19 protein-coding genes are annotated in these 18,899 nt (G+C 32.2%); 7 read left to right on the top strand and 12 right to left on the bottom strand.

All coding sequences use genetic code 11. The features are described from left to right. Positions 1 to 70 precede the first annotated feature (70 nt). Positions 71 to 820: a 3-oxoacyl-[acyl-carrier-protein] reductase gene (fabG, locus tag HA140_RS02445; RefSeq protein WP_209039573.1), complete on the top strand. Its 750-nt coding sequence runs from the start codon at positions 71 to 73 to the stop codon at positions 818 to 820. On the opposite strand, the gene HA140_RS02440 is transcribed toward fabG, so the two are convergent. After that, positions 821 to 1,000: a hypothetical protein gene (locus tag HA140_RS02440; RefSeq protein ID WP_011376012.1), complete on the bottom strand. Its 180-nt coding sequence runs from the start codon at positions 998 to 1,000 to the stop codon at positions 821 to 823. It lies immediately after the preceding gene. 131 nt (positions 1,001 to 1,131) lie between these two features. Between HA140_RS02440 and groL the strand changes: the two genes are divergently transcribed. Further along, positions 1,132 to 2,877: a chaperonin GroEL gene (gene groL, locus HA140_RS02435; RefSeq protein WP_209039572.1), complete on the top strand. Its 1,746-nt coding sequence runs from the start codon at positions 1,132 to 1,134 to the stop codon at positions 2,875 to 2,877. A gap of 3 nt (positions 2,878 to 2,880) precedes the next feature. On the opposite strand, the gene HA140_RS02430 is transcribed toward groL, so the two are convergent. From HA140_RS02430 to HA140_RS02410, 5 genes are read right to left on the bottom strand one after another with little or no spacing between them, the layout of a single operon-like run. Beyond that, positions 2,881 to 3,384 (bottom strand): glycoprotein, encoded by a 504-nt coding sequence (locus tag HA140_RS02430; RefSeq protein ID WP_209039571.1) that lies wholly within the window; start codon positions 3,382 to 3,384, stop codon positions 2,881 to 2,883. A gap of 7 nt (positions 3,385 to 3,391) precedes the next feature. After that, positions 3,392 to 4,216 (bottom strand): ABC transporter permease, encoded by an 825-nt coding sequence (locus HA140_RS02425; protein ID WP_209039570.1) that lies wholly within the window; start codon positions 4,214 to 4,216, stop codon positions 3,392 to 3,394. 49 nt (positions 4,217 to 4,265) lie between these two features. Beyond that, positions 4,266 to 5,282, bottom strand: coding sequence for an ABC transporter ATP-binding protein (locus HA140_RS02420; RefSeq protein WP_209039569.1), 1,017 nt, complete (start codon positions 5,280 to 5,282; stop codon positions 4,266 to 4,268). A gap of 39 nt (positions 5,283 to 5,321) precedes the next feature. Then, positions 5,322 to 6,323 (bottom strand): heme o synthase, encoded by a 1,002-nt coding sequence (locus HA140_RS02415; RefSeq protein WP_209039568.1) that lies wholly within the window; start codon positions 6,321 to 6,323, stop codon positions 5,322 to 5,324. Then, complete coding sequence (locus HA140_RS02410; protein ID WP_209039567.1) at positions 6,320 to 7,246, bottom strand: COX15/CtaA family protein; 927 nt, start codon at positions 7,244 to 7,246, stop codon at positions 6,320 to 6,322. Before HA140_RS02410 ends, HA140_RS02415 begins: the two co-directional genes overlap by 4 nt. A gap of 263 nt (positions 7,247 to 7,509) precedes the next feature. Between HA140_RS02410 and coxB the strand changes: the two genes are divergently transcribed. The 4 genes from coxB to HA140_RS02390 all read left to right on the top strand — a co-directional run bounded on the left by coxB (position 7,510) and on the right by HA140_RS02390 (position 10,996). Then, the gene (gene coxB / locus HA140_RS02405) at positions 7,510 to 8,313 is read left to right on the top strand and encodes a cytochrome c oxidase subunit II (RefSeq protein ID WP_209039566.1); all 804 of its coding nucleotides are present in this window, start codon (positions 7,510 to 7,512) and stop codon (positions 8,311 to 8,313) included. Next, positions 8,310 to 9,935 carry a cytochrome c oxidase subunit I gene (ctaD, locus tag HA140_RS02400; protein WP_209039565.1) on the top strand — a complete coding sequence of 542 codons (1,626 nt, stop codon included), beginning with the start codon at positions 8,310 to 8,312 and terminating at the stop codon, positions 9,933 to 9,935. The genes coxB and ctaD overlap by 4 nt, the downstream gene beginning before the upstream one ends. A gap of 7 nt (positions 9,936 to 9,942) precedes the next feature. After that, complete coding sequence (locus HA140_RS02395) at positions 9,943 to 10,545, top strand: cytochrome c oxidase subunit 3 (protein ID WP_209039564.1); 603 nt, start codon at positions 9,943 to 9,945, stop codon at positions 10,543 to 10,545. A gap of 97 nt (positions 10,546 to 10,642) precedes the next feature. Further along, positions 10,643 to 10,996 carry an AbrB family transcriptional regulator gene (locus HA140_RS02390; RefSeq protein ID WP_025922214.1) on the top strand — a complete coding sequence of 118 codons (354 nt, stop codon included), beginning with the start codon at positions 10,643 to 10,645 and terminating at the stop codon, positions 10,994 to 10,996. A 10-nt stretch (positions 10,997 to 11,006) separates the two neighbouring features. Here HA140_RS02390 and HA140_RS02385 read toward each other — a convergent pair whose 3' ends face one another. Further along, complete coding sequence (locus tag HA140_RS02385) at positions 11,007 to 11,660, bottom strand: riboflavin synthase (RefSeq protein ID WP_209039563.1); 654 nt, start codon at positions 11,658 to 11,660, stop codon at positions 11,007 to 11,009. A gap of 111 nt (positions 11,661 to 11,771) precedes the next feature. Here HA140_RS02385 and HA140_RS02380 point away from each other — a divergent pair, with 111 nt between their 5' ends. Next, the gene (locus tag HA140_RS02380) at positions 11,772 to 12,914 is read left to right on the top strand and encodes an aldo/keto reductase (RefSeq protein WP_209039562.1); all 1,143 of its coding nucleotides are present in this window, start codon (positions 11,772 to 11,774) and stop codon (positions 12,912 to 12,914) included. Here HA140_RS02380 and HA140_RS02375 read toward each other — a convergent pair. Genes HA140_RS02375 through topA form a run of 5 tightly spaced genes read right to left on the bottom strand, consistent with a single transcriptional unit; the run spans position 12,903 to position 18,846 of the window. Next, positions 12,903 to 13,901 carry a hypothetical protein gene (locus HA140_RS02375; protein ID WP_209039561.1) on the bottom strand — a complete coding sequence of 333 codons (999 nt, stop codon included), beginning with the start codon at positions 13,899 to 13,901 and terminating at the stop codon, positions 12,903 to 12,905. The two genes, HA140_RS02380 and HA140_RS02375, sit on opposite strands and share 12 nt — an antisense overlap. Further along, positions 13,902 to 15,059 (bottom strand): nicotinate mononucleotide-dependent phosphoribosyltransferase CobT, encoded by a 1,158-nt coding sequence (gene cobT, locus HA140_RS02370; RefSeq protein ID WP_209039560.1) that lies wholly within the window; start codon positions 15,057 to 15,059, stop codon positions 13,902 to 13,904. 11 nt (positions 15,060 to 15,070) lie between these two features. After that, a complete protein-coding gene (locus HA140_RS02365) occupies positions 15,071 to 15,709 on the bottom strand; it encodes a DUF2232 domain-containing protein (RefSeq protein WP_209039559.1) in 639 nt (212 codons plus the stop codon). 19 nt (positions 15,710 to 15,728) lie between these two features. Next, a complete protein-coding gene (locus tag HA140_RS02360) occupies positions 15,729 to 16,232 on the bottom strand; it encodes a hypothetical protein (protein WP_209039558.1) in 504 nt (167 codons plus the stop codon). 7 nt (positions 16,233 to 16,239) lie between these two features. Beyond that, the gene (gene topA, locus HA140_RS02355) at positions 16,240 to 18,846 is read right to left on the bottom strand and encodes a type I DNA topoisomerase (protein ID WP_209039557.1); all 2,607 of its coding nucleotides are present in this window, start codon (positions 18,844 to 18,846) and stop codon (positions 16,240 to 16,242) included. Between the last annotated feature and the right edge of the window lie 53 nt (positions 18,847 to 18,899).

Here is an 18,899-nt window from a genome sequence, read left to right as displayed (position 1 = left end):
TAGACAATTATAAATAAAAGCAATATCTTTACACAAATAGTACTACGATTGAAAATTATAAAATTTAATAATGTCCAATACAGATTCATTATCAGACAAAGTTGCTTTAATTACTGGAGCTAGCAGAGGAATTGGTAAAGAAATTGCTTTAGAACTAAGCCGCTTAGGAGCAGAAGTTTTTATTAATTACTCTTCATCCGATGAAAAAGCTGAAGAAGTCGTAAATTTAATAAAAAAATCTGGAGGTAAAGCTCATAAGTTAAAATTTGATGTTTCTAAGGAGGATTCTGTCAGTTCAGCTTTTGAAGAAATCATAAAAATTAATGGGTCCATTGATATCCTCATTAATAATGCTGGTATTACCAGAGATGGACTATTAATGAGAATGAAATCGGAACAATGGGATGACGTACTAAATACAAACTTGAAAGGAGTTTTTCTTTGTACAAAATATGCTTCAAAATTTATGATGAAAAAAAGAAGCGGTAGTATTGTAAACATTTCATCTGTTGTTGGAATAATTGGTAATCCTGGTCAAGCAAATTATTCTGCAGCCAAGGCTGGAATTATTGGATTCACCAAAACTTGCGCTAAAGAATTTGCTTCAAGAGGTATAAACGTGAATGCAATAGCCCCAGGTTTCATAGAAACAGAGATGACTGAAAAACTTAATACTGAAGAGATTCTGAAAGTAATTCCTCTAGGGAAATTAGGAAGTTGCACTCAAATTGCAAACTTAGTGTCATTCTTAGTTTCAAGTAATGCAGGAAATTACATTACAGGACAAACAATTAGTATTGATGGGGGTATGAGTATTTGATTATGTACTTTCATATGGTTGTCCCAATTCATCTCTTAACCTTCTAATTTTTTGTAATAATTTTAATCTTCTACTTCTTGCAGTTAGTGTCAAGAAAAATCTTAGAGGAAAATATATTAGTGTCATAGCAATCGCGAGGATTGCAGTAAGAGTAAAAATAAGATTATTTGTTTCATCCATATCTTAAAGATACTCTTATTTGAATAAGTTTGTATGTCTCATTAAAAGAAATTCGGCTTTCCCCACTAAATTAAATATCCCTTAAATAAAGATTCTATGGGAGATTAGAATAAGGAAAAGAATCAGCAAACATGGCCAAACAGTTAAGTTTTTCTAATGAATCGAGAGAAGCACTAGAAAAAGGTGTAAATTTCGTAGCTAATGCAGTAAAGGTTACAATTGGGCCGAAGGCAAAAAACGTAGTAATAGAGAGAAAATTTGGTTCTCCAGACGTAGTAAGAGATGGATCTACAGTTGCTAAAGAGATTGCGATTGAAAACCCTATTTCTAATTTAGGCGCGAAGTTAATAGAACAAGTTGCTTCCAAGACAAAAGAGAATGCTGGTGATGGAACAACAACAGCAACAATTTTGACTCAAAAGATGGTTCAGGAAGGATTAAAAAATATTGCTTCTGGTGCCAGTCCTATGGAGTTAAAAAAAGGTATGGAGAAAGGCTTGGCTTTTGTTCTAGAAAAATTAAGTTCCAAAAGTATTTCGTTAAGTGGTTCTGATATTCAAAAAGTAGCAACAGTTAGTGCTGGAGGTGATGAAGAAATAGGATCTATAATCTCAAAGGCCATGGATATCGTTACTTCTGATGGTGTCATAACTGTTGAAGAATCTCAATCATTAGATACAGAATTAGATATAACTGAAGGAATGTCTTTTGATAGAGGATATAGTTCCCCATATTTTGTAACGGACCCAGAAAGACAAGTTTGTGAACTTGAAAACCCCAAAATATTAATTACTGACCAGAAAATTTCAACGTTAGCTAATTTAGTTCCAATATTAGAAGAAATTCAAAAATCAGGCTCGCCTTTTCTTATTCTTGCTGAAGATATAGAAGGAGAAGCATTAACAACACTTGTATTGAATAAAAATAGTGGAGTTTTAAATGTAGCTTCCGTAAGAGCTCCACTATTTGGTGAGAGAAGAAAAGCTGCCCTTGAGGATATTGCAATTCTTACTGGAGCCAATTTAATTAGTGAAGACAAATCGATGACATTAGATAAAGCATCCATAAATGATTTAGGTAAAGCAAAAAAAATTACTATTACAAAAGATAAAACTACAATAGTTGCCTTTGAAGACACTAAAGATTTAGTAAAAGAGAGAGTAGCGAAATTAAAAAAGGAAGTCGAAATAACAGAATCAGAATACGACCAGGATAAAATTAATGAAAGGATAGCCAAACTTTCTGGAGGAGTGGCTCTTATCAAAGTAGGAGCTGCCACAGAAACAGAGATGAAGTATAAAAAATTAAGAACAGAAGACTCACTTAATGCTACAAAGGCAGCCATTGAAGAAGGTGTTGTTTCAGGAGGTGGACAAACTTTAATAGAGATTTCAGATGATCTTTTAAATTTAAGTCAAAAGTCATCCGACGACTTAAAAACAGGTATAAATATATTAAAAGAAGCTCTCTTAGAACCTACTAAACAAATTGCAAAAAATGCGGGTTTTAATGGTGATGTAGTGGTCGCGGAAATTAAAAGGCTTAAAAAAGGGTTTAATGCTAATTCAGGAAAATATGAGGATTTAAAAGATTCTGGGATATTAGACCCAACCAAAGTATTAAAATTGGCTCTTCAAGATTCAGTATCTATTGCAGCTATGCTCCTTACAACAGAAGTGGCAATTGCTGATATTCCAGAGCCTGAAACCCCAGCCCCAGGAGGCCCAGGAGGAGATCCCATGGGAGGAATGGGTGGCATGGGTATGCCAGGAATGGGTGGTATGGGTATGCCAGGAATGGGTGGTATGGGTATGCCAGGAATGGGTGGTATGGGCATGCCAGGGATGGGTGGCATGGGTATGCCAGGAATGATGTAAAAGCTAACTAGCTTTTTTATCGTTATTAATCCACTTTCGTAAATTTTTAATATAAGGAAGTGGTGATTTTTGGGTATTTATATATTGTTTTATTTTATTAGTATCTTGATTTTCTTCCTCAGTCACTTCATCAATTAAAGAAATTTGTTCTTGATTTTCTTCCTCAGTCACTTCATCAATTAAAGAAATTTGTTCTTGATTTTCTTCCTCAGTCACTTCATCAATTAAAGAAATTTGTTCTTGATTTTCTTCCTCAGTCACTTCATCAATTAAAGAAATTTGTTCTTGATTTTCTTCCTCAGTCACTTCATCAATTAAAGAAATTTGTTCTTGATTTTCTTTCTTATTCTGCTTTTCCTTTAAAACTGTACTATGAATTAATAAATCACTTAAAGAATCAATCCCAAATCTATGGACCCACTTAAGAACAATATTTTCTTTAAGCAAAAAATTATTTTCTGAAGAGGCCTTTTTAAAAACTTCTATTAGATGGTTTTTTAAAAGCATGAATTTTTTAATTTAACTTTTTATTTAACAGAGGTCTTATAGCAATTAGAGAGATTACTGTTAAAAAAAATAAAATTGAGATACAACTCTTACAAGTTAAATCACCATATGGGGCGTGTAAAGCCACTAATTCTAAATCCATATTTTGTGTATAAGCAGTCCTTATAGGTTCAATAGCAAAAGTCAATGGATTTAATGAAGCTAGCCACCCTAGCCAATTGGGCATAAAAGAGATTGGAGCCAAAGCAGTACTCGCAAATAAAAGAGGTAAATTTATTACGAATATAAGAGCGATTAATTCAATATGTCCCGGCAAAACAAACGCTAAACATAAACTTATTGATGTCACAAAAAGAACTAATAAAATTAGTGTTGTAAATACAATTCCTAAACCATATAGGTTAGGCCATCCATAACCCAAAATGTATGAAACAATCATTATTACAATACTCTGAATAAAGCTCAAGATTGTTATGTAAAAGAAAGAAGATAAAACTATAGATAATCTACTGGTTAAAGGAGCCACAAGTAATCTATTAAGAAATCCAAACTCTCTATCAAACATTAAAGGAAGACCAGAGTTTAGGGCTCCGCTAAAAGCAGTAAAAACAATAAGTCCTGCACCTAAAAAATTCCCATAAGAATCAACTCCTGGTAAAAAACCTTCAGGAGCTTTAGAAAATAATGCCCCAAATAAAAAAAGCCAAATTATTGGTTGTAATATTCCTGCTAAAAGAGTTGATGGTCTTCTTTGTAATTGAATAAATAATCTCTTTGTTAAGGCAAATGTTTCTTGATATAAAAAAAATAAATTATACTGTTGTAATTCCATAATTAGCAGTACTTACTATTCATTATAGTTAGTTAACCAAAAGTTTTTTTTATCGCATGGATTGCTTTGATTCTTTTTTTAGGTCTCTTTTCCCTGCCATAGAAATTTCAGCATCCAATAATGTTTTCCCAGTTGCCTGAAGATATACATCATCCAAGCTTGGCTGACTTTGGGTAAGAGAAAAAATTTCAAACTTTGAGAAGGCCAATTCCACTTTTAGCTTTGTAAGTAAATCTTTTTGCTTATCTGCTACGAAATTTATCGAGAAACCTTGAGATTCATTTATGATAATCTGACTAATTCCATCTATTGAAGATAAAATTTTACATATATTTTTTGCTTCTTCCTGATTACTAAATTCTCTTACTTTCAAAGTTACTCTATCTCCTCCTAATTTATTTTTGAGCTCTGCAGGAGTTCCTTTTGCTATAACTCTTCCATCATCAATTATCACTAATCTGTCAGCCAATTTATCTATTTCATCAAGATAGTGACTACTTAAAATAATGGTCATTCCATTATTTCTCAAATCTTTCAAAAGTTGCCATATGATATTCCTACTCTCAATATCTAAACCAACTGTAGGTTCATCTAAAATTAATACTTGGGGTAAATGTAAAAGTCCAGCTGCCAGATCTATTCTTCTTTTCATTCCCCCTGAATAAGTGCCGCACTTACGATCAATCCAATCATTCATTTCTAATTGATCTATTAATTTATTTATCCTTTCAAATTTTTTATTTTTGTTGATGTGATATAAATCTGATTGAAAATCCAAAAGCTCTCGTCCAGTTAATATTTTATCAAGTGCAATGTCTTGAGCGACATAACCAATTAATTCTCTAATTTTCCTTGAATTTTTTATCAGATTAATATTATTTATAAAAACTTCTCCACTATCAGGCTCTATTAAAGTAGCGAGTATTTTTATTAGTGTTGATTTGCCAGCACCATTTGGACCTAGTATTCCGAATAATGTACCAGCTTCAATTTCCATTGATAAATTTTTTAATGCATTAATTTCTGAATAAGATTTTGAGAGCCCTTTAACTTTTATATAATTCATCAAACTTACTATTTACTTAAAAAACATTTTACATCTAATTTAATTACTAAGCAGGGATACAATAGATAAAAATATTTGCATAGATTGCTGCTCAAATTCTACGGATAATTGGGTCCTAGAAATTAATAACAAAAGACAAATGCCAAACATATAGAGAATAGACCACCTAAAAAGAGATTTTGCTCTTGAAAGATCATCAGGAGATTTCTTTAATTCATTTATTAATTGCAAAAGTCTTCCATTAAATGGCAATAACATAATTCCGTATAAGAGACCCCCTTCAGGTAAAGCAAAGACTCCCATAATACTCATTAAAACTGTTGCCCATCCGTAACGAGAAATCGCTTTAGCAGTAAAAACAGATCCTTTAACAGAAGGGAGCATAGGAATACCAACAGATGCGTAATCATCCTTCAACAAAATTGCAAGTGCCCAAAAATGAGCTGGGGTCCATAACATTACTAAACCAAACAACCACCAACCACTCAGACCTACATGCCCTGTGGCAGCAGACGCTCCAACTAAGGGCGGTATCGCACCAGCAACTCCTCCGAAAACAATATTTTTTGTTGTACGAGGTTTCAAAATAACTGTATATAAAATTACGTAGCTAAATAAACCAAGAAGAGTTAAACCTGCAGCCAAATAATTTACACCACTTACTAAAAGCATCGAAGCTGCCAAAGTACATGATACAGCAGCTAAAAATACAGTCTGAGAGGACAACTTTCCTTCTGGCAAGGCTCTTTTGCTAGTTCTTGTCATCCGCTTATCTAATTCCATTTCCCACAAGCAATTAAGAGCTCCTGCTGCTGCTGCTGCCAAAGCGCCTCCTCCTAAAGTGCAGATAAGTTTCGGGGAAGACAAAGGCCATTCTTCTGTTAAAGCCATTCCTCCCAAAGTTGTAGCCAGTAAAAGTGGGATTAATCTAGGTTTCGCTACTTCAAGCCAGGGCGGCAAAGTTAATCTTTTTCTTGAAGGTACAACTTCATCCCTAATTGAAGATTTATAGTTCAAGTTTTCTAAGTTACTACTGTTCATGAGTTGATACCGGCCGTTTGGGGATTAAGGGAGTGGTTTGGACCTTTTTTAGTAAAAGGATTTCTAAAAATTAATGTTGTTAATATCGCAATAAATAAAGAGGCGTTAAGTTGATGACCGATAATAAAAATAGGTTCATTTAAATTTGTTTTAAGACTTAAGACACCCAAAGTAATTTGGGAAAACAAGAGAAAAATAAGTGTTGTGAGATATTTCCAATTTTCATCAAGCAAACTTCTCTTATAAATTGCAATAGCAATAATCAATAAAATTGAGAAAGCAATTGGAAAAGAAAATAATTTATGTGTATTTAGAATTAGACATTGTTTATTAAAAGATAAGCAAATATGCGCTGACCAGGTTGATGAAAGCCTTACGCCAATAAAAGATTGAATCAGAGTAAGTAAAAGAGGAACAAAAAATAATAATCTCCACCAAATTAAAGGCTCTTCAATGTCGTCATTTTCTAAATTTTGATTTATTGAAATTGTTGTAATGAGAAGTAGAAAAGCTATTAAGAGATGGCCAGTGACAGTATATGAATCAAGCAGGTTTATGACTGTTAAAGCTCCAAAGGATCCTTGGACAATAACGAGAAAAAGTAATAATGAATAAGTTTTAGGTAACCAATTTGGAATTTTATTTTTCCAAATAATTGAAAGCGCAAATTTAAAAAGAATTAATATTCCAACCAGAAAAGCATCTAGACGATGAAACCACTCTAGAAATACTCTTAGGTTCATATGTTTAAAAGGCAAAAAAGATCCATAACATAATGGCCAATCTGGACAGGCAAGTCCTGCCTCCATAACTCTCGTAGCACCTCCAATTACGATTAGTGCGATAAGTGCAAATACACTATGACTTCCCAACCTTTTAAAAATCGTCAGATATTTTGATTTATATAACTGGTTATTAATCAAATGGATAAAACCTATTATTTTGCATAATAATTTAGATTCAAAAACCAAACATTAATTAAAAATTAATATGTTTAATTTAAAAAATAATTTACTAATTTAATCTTTTTTCCCTGACAATTAACTCTAAAAAGTTATTAATAATACGTCTTTTATTTCGTAAATCTTAAGAAGTTGTGAATTTAAATGTTTTTCTTTTAACAAAGGATGCAGGATTAAAAAAATTGAATATCTTGAGAATATAAATACAAATTTTTAGAGATCAATTGTTAAATAAAAACATTTATTTAATATTAATTATTTCACTTGTTTTTGCTATATCTTTTTGGATTGGTTTTAATGTAAATTTGCTCCCAACGGAAGCAAGTATTAATGCACCAATTTACGATGAACTTTTTAAAATTCTTTTCATCATTGGATTAATTATTTTTATAGGAATGACAATAGCTGTTATTTATAGCTTATTTAGGTTTAGGAAAAGAAATGATCAGATAGGTGATGGTATAGCTTTAGAGGGAAATTTAAGCTTAGAAATTGTATGGACAATTATTCCTTCAATAATTGTTTTGTTAATAGGTTTATATAGTTACAACATCTACGATCGAATGGGAGGGATGAAAGAACTAAATCATAACCATGAAATGATGAGTTCTAATTCTGAAAAAATATGGGCTGGAATAAGTCAAACTTCTGATAATGAAATAGCAATAAATAATTTATCAATTGAAGTTTCAGCTATGCAATTTGCATTTCTATTCAATTATCCCAAGGGGAATTTCATATCAGGAGAACTACACGTTCCTGTTGATCAAAAAGTATCAATGAAAATGGAATCCAAAGATGTCATTCATGCTTTTTGGGTGCCAGAGTTCAGAATTAAACAGGATATTATTCCTGGGCAACCTACTATTCTAAATTTCACTCCTACAAAAGTAGGAAAATATCCGATAATTTGCGCAGAATTATGTGGCCCATATCATGGAGGGATGAGAGCCTCCATAATTGTTGAAGAAGAATCTGATTACAACGAATGGTTTAACAAAAATAAAAAACCAGAGGTAAATTTATGACAATATCAATTGATCCACAAAAAACTAATAATGAAAGCCTTCAACCTAAAGGCTGGCTTAGATACTTTAGTTTTAGCCTTGATCATAAAGTAATTGGGATACAATACTTGGTTTGTGGTTTTCTCTTCTATTTGATAGGAGGAAGCTTAGCGAGCGCTATAAGAATTGAACTAGCCAGTCCAATGTCTGATTTCATGCCAAGAGATGTTTATAACCAAGTTTTAACTTTACACGGAACAATAATGATATTCCTTTGGATAGTGCCAGTAGTAAACGGTGCTTTTGGAAATTATTTAATTCCATTTTATGTAGGTGCGAGAGATATGGCATTCCCAAGATTAAATGCCGTAGCTTTTTGGTTAATTCCTCCTTCAGGTTTGATGTTGGTAGCAAGCTATTTTGTTGATGGTGCTGCTCAGGCTGGATGGACGGCTTATCCACCTTTAAGCATAACTACTCCTCAATCTGGACAAATTATTTGGATTCTGAGCGTTCTATTACTTGGAGGCAGTTCTATATTTGGTGGAATAAACTTTATAGCCACCATTATCAAATTAAGAAGGCCAGGATTAAAACTAATGCAATTGCCAATGTATTGTTGGGCAATGCTTGGAACAAGTCTATTAGTTGTTTTGTCAACTCCTGTTTTAGCAGGCACTTTAATTCTTCTTAGCTTCGATATCATTGCTAATACGGGGTTTTTCAATCCTGTTTTAGGAGGCAATGTAGTAGTTTATCAGCATTTATTTTGGTTTTATTCTCATCCAGCTGTATACATTATGGTCCTTCCAGCCTTTGGTTTAGTTAGTGAAATACTTCCTGTACATGCTAGAAAACCACTTTTCGGATATACAACAATGGTTTTTTCAATAATGGGGATAGTAGTTTTAGGTTTAGTAGTTTGGGCGCATCACATGTTTACAAGTGGAACGCCCCCTTGGATGAGATTGTTCTTTACGATTGCCACAGCATTTATTGCTGTTCCAACAGGTATAAAATTTTTTAATTGGGTTGCAACATTATGGGGAGGTAAAATTTCCATAAATAGTGCAATGTTATTCTCTTGTGGATTTATTATAAATTTCGTTTTTGGAGGTATTACAGGAGTTGCTTTGGCACAGGTCCCTTTCGATATTCACGTACATGATACCTATTTCGTTGTCGCCCATTTTCATTACATAGTTTATGGAGGGACTGTTTTTATTATTTTCTCTTCAATTTATCATTGGTTCCCCAAAGTAACTGGAAAAATGCTCAATGAAAAATTAGGAATTTTACATTTTATCATTACCTTTATCGGATTTAACTTGTGCTTTGCCCCTCAACATTGGCTTGGTTTAAATGGAATGCCAAGAAGAGTTGCAGAATATGATCCTCAATTCCAGTTCGTTAATCAAATCAGTAGCCTTGGGGCTCTTTTGATGGCTATAAGTACAATTCCTTTTTTAATTAATGTATTCCTTAGTGTAAGAAATGGAAAAGATGCTGGAGATAACCCTTGGAATGCTCTTACACCCGAATGGTTAACATCTTCTCCACCTCCAGTTGAAAATTGGGAAGGAGAAGCTCCATTAGTTGAAAATCCCTATGGTTATGGTAAAGAAATTTCTGAACGAAAATAAAAAGCATATGACAACTCTTGATAGCTCAAAAGAAATTCAAAATAATAATTCTGAAGTCAACGAAACACATGAAGACTTCAGAATGTTTGGTCTTATAACTTTCCTGATTGCGGATGGAATGACTTTTGCTGGATTCTTTGCTGCTTATTTAACATACAAAGCAGTAAATCCATTACCTGATGGTGCTATTTATGAATTAGAACTCCCAATACCTACACTCAATACAATTTTGTTACTTGTTAGTAGTGCAACTTTCCATAAAGCAGGCAAAGCACTTTTAAAAGATAAAAACTCTGAATCCCAAAAATGGTTATTTTTTACTGCTGTTCTTGGAATTATATTTTTAATATGTCAATTATTTGAATATTTTCACTTACCTTTTGGATTAACCGATAATTTATTTGCAAGTACTTTTTATGCTCTTACTGGTTTTCATGGCTTACATGTCACTTTAGGCACTTTAATGATTTTAATTATTGCTTGGCAATCGAGAATCAAGGGCGGAAGATTAACTAGTCAAAATATGTTCCCTTTGGAAGCTGTTGAATTGTACTGGCATTTTGTAGATGGAATATGGGTTATTTTATTTATTATTTTGTATCTTTTATAAAAAAATATATTTTAAAAATTAAATATATTTTTTATTAATTTATATTGCCACAGTTCTCCTTTTTAGTAAGAATATATAATTAGAAATTTGTCAGATAATGCTAGAAGGAAAAGAACTTCTTGAAAAAGCAAAATTATTAAGTAAAAAATCTGAAGATGAGATAGCCAGAGGTTGTGGGTACGTAGGTCCTAGTGGAAGAATCTTAAGAAAAAGTTTTTATAGGGCGCTTATTGAAGCTAAAGGTTACAAAATAGGAAATGGTCGTCAGGGTAAAAATGGTAATAGAGCTTCAAGAGGCAGACAGACAGAATTCAAAACTAAAGTTCATGGCAATGGGAATCTATTAATTGGTCATGCCTACACCAAAAAATTAGGTCTAGAACCTGGTCAGGAATTTAAAATCGATCTTAAAAAAGAATCAAAAACAATTTATCTGATTCCATTAAATTAAAAAATATATTTTACCAACCGTTTTCTTTAAGCCACTCGGAAGAAATATTATTTGAAGATAAATCTTGATTACTATTTTTATTAAATAAAAGTAATTTCTCTACATATTTAATTAGTGCATCTGCCTCAAGGTTTACGCTGTCACCGATATTTAATTTATTCAGATTTGTTTTATGCCAAGTATGAGGAATTATCGCAATAGTAAATATTGCTCCTTCCTGCTCATATTTTGCAATCGTAAGACTAATACCATTTACACAAATACTACCTTTTTTAACTACATATTTTGAAAAATTATTATTTTTCCACTTTATTGATAAGAGCCAAGATTTCTCTAATTTTTCTATATTCTCAACTATTCCTAGCCCATCAACATGTCCGCTGACTATATGCCCTCCTAGACGGTCAGACACCCTAAGAGCGGGCTCCAAATTAACAATCTGATTCAGGTTCGACTTTACTCCTAAAGTTGTTTTTTTTAATGTCTCCTCACTAACATCAACAGTAAATTTATTTTGAAAAATCTCTTTAACTGTCAAACAAATCCCATCAACAGCTATGCTGTCACCAATTGCCATATCAAATAAATTATCTAGAATTTCAATTTCTAAAATATTTTTTTCTTGTCTTAGTTTTCCAACTGATTGAATTATTCCTGTAAACATAGTTTAAAAAAAATATTTTTGCAAAATTTTGTATTTACTTTAATTTACTTTAAATCATTTTCAACTATAAATAAATTAAAGAGTAAATAAAAAGAAATTGATCATATTTAGATGATTATTAATTCACAAAAAAGATCATTTGGTAGAGGGGCGAAAGTGAGCTTATTCACTTTGGGGACAATGCGAGCAACTGAAAGTCTCGAAAAAATGTATAGCATAATAAAAAATGCATATTATGTAGGAATTAACCACATAGAAACAGCACCCTCTTATGGTGATGCTGAATCACTTATTGGAAATTCAATAAAAAAATTAGCAATAGAAGAGAATATAAAAGAAAAAAATTGGGTAATTACTTCCAAAGTTTTACCAAAGGGTGATTTTGACTTTTTAAAAAATAATTTTAAAAAATCTCTTAAAAATTTAAATCGCGAGAAAATTAATAATCTTGCAATTCACGGACTCAACTTAAAAAAACATCTAGATTGGGTTCTTTCTGGAGAGGGTAAGAAATTCATTTCTTGGATACTTGAGAAGGAACTAGTTGATCAAGTCGGTTTTAGTTCTCACGGAAGTTATTCACTAATTAAAGATGCAATTAACTGTGAAGTTTTTACTTTTTGTAGTCTTCATTTACATTATTTAGATCAATCTAAGCTTGCTTTAGCAGAGGAAGCTATAAAAAAAGGTATGGGAGTTTTAGCAATATCACCTGCAGATAAAGGCGGTAGATTATATTCTCCAAGTGATATTTTGATAGACGCCTCTAAGCCTTTTCATCCATTAGAGTTAGCCTATCGATTTCTTCTCGCAAAAGGTATTACAACTTTATCCTTGGGAGCGACAAACAAAAAAGATTTTGAATTTGCGCATAAACTTAGAAACTCATTCGAGAAGCTTACAAAACTTGAAAAAAGCGCCCTCAATAAAATTGAGGAAGTTTCTAATAAAAGATTAAACTCAACCAAATGTGAACAATGTAGATCTTGTCTTCCATGTCCTAATGAAGTGCCTATTCCAGAAATACTTCGTTTAAGGAATATATCTGTTGGTTATGGCCAATTAGAATTTGCAAAAGAAAGATACAATTTAATAGGAAAAGCTGGCCACTGGTGGGAAGAAAAAAATTCCTCATTTTGTCAAGGATGTAATAAATGCGTTCCTAAATGTCCTAGTAAATTAGATATACCAAATTTATTAAAGGAAACTCATAACTTATTAATTGAAAATCCTACAAAAAGATTATGGGGATAAGGTCTCATTCCATATATTTTTAAGATTAATTTTTTGTTCATTTGTTAAGACAGGGAAAGACCAACTATTTTCCCAACATTTCTCAGAAGGTCCTGAGATGGGGAGCATTTCAGTTTTATATTTACTTTGCAAATAATCACTATTGAATGGAAGATACCAACCCTGGCTTACTAATTTATCTACTATTGATTTATTTTCTAAAGATTTAATCCATTTCATTAATATTGCATTATTTAGATTTGATCGACTAAGTAGAAAATGCCACATCAAAGGTACGCCTTGGCTAGGGAAAACTAAAGAAAGCCTTGGATCTATTTTTAAATATTTTGAACAAAGACTATAAGGAACTATTGCGACAATAGCATCAGAATTAATCAACCAATTGAGCATATTTTTATCATCAAATAACATAGCTTGGCTTTTGAGTTTTTTTAAAGAATTAGATGAATTAATTTTTTGAGCAATTGATAATATTATTCTGGGACTTTGAGGAAAAATAATTTTCCCCGTTAATTTTTCAGAAAGAAGAAAATCCCAAGATGTTCTTGCTGAATTTATTAATTCTTTATTGTTTTTAATGATGATTGTATAGGGTACTACGCCAATAGGAAATAATTTACTGCTCAGATTTTGATCAAAGCTTCCTAAAAAATCTATCGATCTCTTATCCAAATTTTCGAACAATGCATATTCATTTATTTTTTCAAATTTTGAAAAATCTATACCAGAAATCCATCCATCATTTATTAAAGTAAAGTCAGAATTAAAAATTGTGTTTCTATTTTTTTGTAGCTGAATATTTTCAAAATTAATTTTTTCCTGCTTCCAATCTTTTGGAATCGTATCTTTAAAAGATTCTGGATAAAAAGAATTTTGTAACGCAATTTTTACTTTATTAGGTAGATTACTGCAAGAGTTTAAGAAAAATAAAAGCGAAAGCTTACCACAATTTAAAAATTCTCTTCTAGTTGGAAATTTTGAAACCATTCAGCAATCCTTCTCTAAAGAAATTTGACCTAGGCCCTTCATCATTTCCAGATTTTGTTGACACAATGAAACTATTTCTTCATTTTTGAATCCATTTAAGAAAGCAAGCAATGATATTCCACCAGCACCTACACCCTCTTTTACATGACCTAATTCATAATCCTTCAATTCTTTGTATTTTGAAGATTTGAAATTTAAAGGACTTGCTAAACCTAATAATTTGACATCATATTTTTCATTAATTAGATTTACTAAATCATTTAGAGAATTATCTTTCACAAGCCACCCAGTTGTCGCAATAAAAACATCTTCAATAAATTCATCTTTATTTTTTTCACCTAAAAATTCTAATACAAGCAAAATGACTGCTAACATCTGACTTCCTCCAGACAATATTACAGGTTGTTTTGCTAACCTAGCACCAATTAATAGACCCATTGAAAAAGCTTGGAAAGGATCACCTACTGCCGCGACAACATCAAAAGAGTCGGAATCAGCATTGAAATTCGCATTTGAAAGTCCTCTTCTAATTACTTGTCTTCTTAGTTCTCTTGGAGCTTTAAATAAACTACTCCCTACTAAATTAGATACCTGCAAACCAAAAGCTTCCATTACTGCCTGAGCAGTTGTGGTGCCCCCGGGTACAGATTCAGAAATTAAAACTGTTTGTTTTAACGATTTTCCTATCGCTAGACCTTTTTCATAGAGATTTAAAACTCTCTCTTTAGTCATCGATTTACCAGTGGTAAGACAATTTGATGGGCCCAAACTTCTATCTTCTACAACCAAATGATTAAAATAAGGCTTTGCTCCTATTCCCAGAGGAACAATAACTGGATAAGTATTTATAAGCTTTGAACAAACATGACTGATTAGGGCCGGAGTTACTCCTGCATTGAGAAGAGGCAATTTATATTTATGATCTTTTGAAGCACCTTCAAGCAAAAATTCAGCATCTGCGAGCGCAGTTGTTCTCCTAGATTTTGGATTAATACCTGCTGCTGAAATTCCCGGAATTTGAGATGTATTAGTGCCAGCAATTATAAGAAACATTTTTAAATTTTTAATATTCTTTTTCAGTATTTCTATCTTATTGAGTTGTCTTTTTTTATTGGATTCATTACCAAAAAAATTTATCCCTAATTCTGTACTGTACATTCTTACTTTTTTTAATTATTAAAATCAACTAAGCTATTTAACAATCTTGGAGGATCTGGGATGGTTAATTTAAATCTAGGAAACAGCGAATAGGCAACTACATGTACAGTTAAAACATAAACTATTTCTTGAAAAATTATTAATAAAATTGCACCTAGTTGTATACCCAAAATTGAGGGATATAAAGGTAAATTAAATAATCCAATTAACTTTTCTATTAGACCATAACTCGCTCTAGTAATTAACACCCAAAGATTATCTCCAACCAAAGTAGATAATGCTATTACTCTTATTAAGAAGCCAAGGGTTCCAATAACAACTCCCCCAGTCAAACTAAGTTTCCAACTCTTTTCTTTAAACCAACACCAACCTAACCAAAAAGCCAAAATCCCATAAGGAAATAAAAATAAAGTCCCTCTAATAGGACCCATAATTATGAATAAAAGTAGAAATTGTATTAAAAGTCCTTCCAATGCAATTTTAGTTCCTCTTCTCAAGTGCAACAAGATCATTGGGAGGGGTAAAATCAACCTTAATAAAGCTCCCCCAATTGGCAGATAATATAATGCAACCCATAATAAAGACGAAAGAGATGCTAAATAAGAGGTCTCGACAATATTTAATGCTTCAGTTTTTGTTGTTATTTTCATTTTTTTTGAATATTTTTAATTAATTTTTATTCATACTTTTATTTTTTGAATCTAAGATACGTTCAATCTTTTCTATTTCAAAATTTACCTCAGAATTACTCAATATGGAACTCAACTCTTCCGTGGGATCTTTTGGATCTACATCTTTTAAAATGAATATTATTTTGTAAGATTGAAGCTCAATTTTTCTTTTTTTTGTTAGATTCTTAATTTTTTTATTTTTTTTATCATCAAATTTTTTGTTTTCTTTTTCTAAATTTATATCATTTTTATTTTCTGGAACATTTTTTGGCTTTTCTACATTTTTAATTTTTTTATTTTTTTTATCATCAAAATTTTTGTTTTCTTTTTCTAAATTTATATCGTTTTTATTTAATAAGTTATTTTGTAAATCTTCATTTTTGCTTGGTTTTTCTAAATCATTAAAACTACTTTCAAGAAAATTTCCAATCCTCCCTCCAGAACATGATTGCAAGAAAATTAAAAAAATTAATAAAAAAAATTCTTTTTTTTTAAAAATCATATTTTTTCTAACTTTTCTTTTTCCTGGTAGTTTTTTTATTACTTATCTTTGTTTTTTTTAAAATTGAACCTTTTTTATCTTTTAGTTTTTCTTCTAAAAGAGATACTGCGTCATCTATGGTAAATTTTTCTATGTCAGTATCTTTGGCAATCGAAACATTGGTTTTACCACATTTTAAATAGACCCCATATCTTCCATTTAATATTTGAATTTTTTCTTTAAATTCTTTTGGTTTTCCCAAGTCTTTAAGTACCTCTTGACCACCTCTACCCATTTTTGGCATCGCAAGAATTTCTAATGCTCGTTCAATATCAACTGTAAAAACATCATCCTCTTTCTTTAAGGATCTGTTTTCAGATTCATTTTCATTTTTAATCCATTTAATATACGGGCCAAATCTTCCTCTATCAGCCTCGACAACTCCTCCTTCAGGATGAACTCCTAACAATCTAGGCAAACTTAAAAGTACAAGAGCCTCATCTAGAGTTAGATCATCAGTTTTCAACTCTTTGGGTAATGAAGCTCTTCTTGGTTTAGCTTTATCTTGATCATTATTTCCCAATTGTACGTAAGGTCCATAAGGGCCAAATCTTAAAAAGACTTTTTCCCCAGTTTTTGGATCAGTCCCAAGATCCGATGGGCCACTTAAAATTTGATCAACTTGCTTTATGTCTAAATCTCCAGGAGTAATATCCATTGGAAGATTACCTTTCGCTTGAATTTCATTACCAGATTCATCAATTTTTGTACCCTCTAGCCAAGGTCCGTTAGAGCCTATTCTGACTACGCAAGGAAGGTCTTCGAAATCAACTTGTCTATAAGCTTTACCATCAATATCACCCTCTGTTTTCTGAACCTTTACCTCCAAACCATTTTTACCTTTATAGAAAGTTTCGAGGTATGGCAGCCACTCAAGATTGCCTGAAGATATTTCATCCAATGAAGATTCCATTTTTGCCGTAAAAGTAGTATCAACCAGATCAGGAAAATGTTCTTCTAATAGAGCAGTAACAGCAAAAGCTGTAAACGTTGGAGCCAAAGTATTAGAAGATATATTCGCATAACCTCTATCAACTATGGTCCCAATAATGCTGGCATAGGTAGAAGGTCTTCCAATGCCTTCTTTTTCAAGAACTTTAACTAATGCGGCCTCTGTATATCTTGCAGGAGGTTTAGTTTCATGAAAAGTAGATTCCTTATTAGTAACATCAAGACATGTTCCAGTTGTTAAGTTTGGGAGAATAATTTCTTGTTGTTCAAGGGATGAACTTGGGTCATCACTTCCCTCCACATAAGCTCTGAAGAATCCTGCGAAATCAATACTTTTCCCGCTCGATTTAAATATTCCATCCCCTACGCTAATTTCAGCATTAACCATTGTTAGCCTAGCTTCAGCCATTTGACTAGCTACAGTTCTTTTCCAAATTAAATCGTAAAGTGATAAATCTCTACCAGTTAGATTAGTTTCCTTTGGTGTTTTAAATACCTCACCTGCAGGCCTAATAGCTTCGTGAGCTTCTTGAGCATTTCTTGCAGTTGAATTAAATTGTCTTGGTGAGTTAGATAAATATTCTTTTCCATACATAGAACTAACACATTCTCTAGCAGCTCTTGTGGCTTGTTCGGAAAGATGAACTGAATCAGTTCTCATATACGTTATAAAACCTCTCTCATATAGCCCTTGTGCACATCTCATAGTTTCTCTTGCAGACAAACGAAGCTTCCTATTCGCTTCCTGTTGTAATGTGCTAGTTGTAAATGGAGGAACTGGCTTACGAGTGGATGGCTTTTTTTCGATTTTTGAGACTAACCAATCCTCAGAGGAAAAAGTATTCAATAAGTCATTTACTTTTTCTTCTCCAATTATTAAAGATTTGTTCCCTTCTTTTAATTTACCGGTTTGTTCGTCGAAATCGGAACCGTTAGAGATTCGTTGACCGTTTAAACTGAATAATTTAGTTTCGAAAGTTATATTATCTTTTACTAGGGAAGCTTTAATTCCCCAATAACTAGCTTTTTTAAAGGATCTTCTTTCTCTCTCTCTTCTAACAAGAAGCCTTACAGAAACTGATTGAACCCGACCAGCAGATAATCTGGGGGCTACCTTCTTCCAAAGTAAAGGAGATAATTCATATCCAAAAAGCCTGTCCAAGATTCTTCTGGTTTCTTGAGCCTGAACAAGTTCCATATCAATTTCTCTTGTTTGATCTAAAGCTTTATTAATTGCCTTTTTTGTGATTTCATGAAAAACCATTCTCTTAGTTGGAATTTTAGGCTTCAGTATTTGCAGAAGATGCCAGCTAATACTCTCTCCCTCTCTATCTTCATCAGTTGCCAGTAATAGTTTGGTAGCACCTTTCAAAGCATCTTTCAGCTCTTTAACGACCTTTTTCTTATCTTTAGGAACTATGTAAAGTGGTTCAAAATCTTCTGTTGTATTAACTCCTATCCTTGACCATTTTTCCTTTTTAACCGCAGCGGGTATTTCAGCAGCTCCTTTTGGAAGATCTCTTACGTGTCCCATTGAAGCGAGAACTTCATAATTAGAAGGCAAAAACTTTCTTATGGTTTTTGCTTTGGTGGGACTTTCAACAATAACAAGTGTGTGATCCAAGGTTTATTTCAAAAATTGGTGTTTTTGTTCAGTTAGGGCATATTATGATTATT

It is taken from the genome of Prochlorococcus marinus CUG1417 (genome assembly GCF_017695975.1).
GTDB classification, from domain to species: domain Bacteria; phylum Cyanobacteriota; class Cyanobacteriia; order PCC-6307; family Cyanobiaceae; genus Prochlorococcus_A; species Prochlorococcus_A marinus_AG.
Note: the sequence above shows the minus strand (reverse complement) of the source record. Positions and strands in the feature narration are given on the sequence as shown.